The organism is Bacteroides cellulosilyticus DSM 14838 (assembly GCF_000158035.1).
Classification (GTDB): Bacteria; Bacteroidota; Bacteroidia; order Bacteroidales; family Bacteroidaceae; genus Bacteroides; species Bacteroides cellulosilyticus.
On the sequence record NZ_EQ973528.1, the window covers coordinates 1 to 1,170 of the forward strand.

The 1,170-nt window shown below is 43.5% G+C and carries 2 protein-coding genes; one reads left to right on the plus strand and one right to left on the minus strand.

The window, feature by feature from the left end; all coding sequences use genetic code 11:
* Positions 1-661, minus strand: a 661-nt coding sequence (locus BACCELL_RS25490; protein ID WP_007215073.1) for a phosphodiester glycosidase family protein, incomplete at its 3' end; no start/stop codon positions are given.
* A 109-nt stretch (positions 662-770) separates the two neighbouring features.
* Here BACCELL_RS25490 and BACCELL_RS25495 point away from each other — a divergent pair.
* Entirely contained in the window at positions 771-1,130 is a 360-nt protein-coding gene (locus BACCELL_RS25495) for a YbaN family protein (protein ID WP_007215074.1), read from the plus strand.
* Positions 1,131-1,170 lie beyond the last annotated feature (40 nt).

Below are 1,170 nucleotides of genomic sequence, written 5' to 3' on the forward strand. Positions count from 1 at the left end.
TACCTTCCGCCTTACCTTCGAAACGACCCGCAACCGCAATCAGAAACACCGTTCCGTCCTTCATCAGAGCCACGGCACTCCGTGGATGTTTAGTCTGAACGAATGACCGGTTACAAGCAGACAAGTCACAAGCTTTTCCATCCAGCAGCATCAACGGGCCGGAAACGAGAATACTCCCTTCTTTCTGTTCGCAAGTTTTCTCATCCTGTTTCTTCCAGGCTATGATGTCCAGTTTCCCTTTATCTATTTTCACGGCACCATTGGATACAGTGCTGAGTACACCGGTCGCAGTAGTATCCACCACCACCCCGTCTTTCCGCAAATAGCAGATAGAAGTTCCTTGCTTGATATCGAAATATGAACCGTTAATAGCCGCCACTGCACCGGAACGACGGGCCGCACTACTAGTTTCTTCTTTAGGAGAATGAATTAAAATGTCAAACCGATGTTGCTCCGGTTTGATTTCAAGAATAGCAACATGCTGCGGAACACCATACAAAGAAACGAACTCCGCTTCGCGACAAAGTACACCTTTTCCCATAGAAATTACATTCCAATGAGCAGTAACAAGTGCTAAAGAGTCTGCGGTGGTCTGTGCCACCACAACAAATACATTACACAGTATCAGCAATAGCGTGAAGACGGACTTTCTCAAATACATGTTTTGACTTTATTGAAAATTCTTCGCAAACATAAGCATTTAAAGCGAATGTCAGACAACAAAGCAAACAGAACTTTCTCCGTAAACAAAAAAAGAGTACTTTTGCGGCATGAAAACCCTTTATATGGCACTTGGTACACTCTCTTTAGCACTTGGTATCCTCGGCATTTTTCTGCCGTTGTTACCCACTACCCCATTTCTGCTACTCACGGCTGCACTCTACTTTAAAAGTTCGCCTCGCCTATATAACTGGTTATTGAATCAAAAGCATCTCGGCCCTTATATCCGCAACTTTCGTGAAAACAAAGCCATCCCTCTACGCGCAAAGATAATTTCCATCTCGCTGATGTGGATCACCATGCTCTACTGCGTATTTTTTATCGTTCCATATATATGGGTAAAAGTAATACTCCTGATTATTGCAGCAGGAGTAACCTATCATATCCTTTCATTTAAGACGCTGAAGTAGATGCTTATTTAACCGCTCCACCTATCTGTTCAAAGAATTC

Bases quoted from the DNA above. Each gene is read 5' to 3' on its own strand.
- BACCELL_RS25495 (WP_007215074.1), top strand. From the start codon at position 771: ATGAAAACCCTTTATATGGCACTTGGTACACTCTCTTTAGCACTTGGT.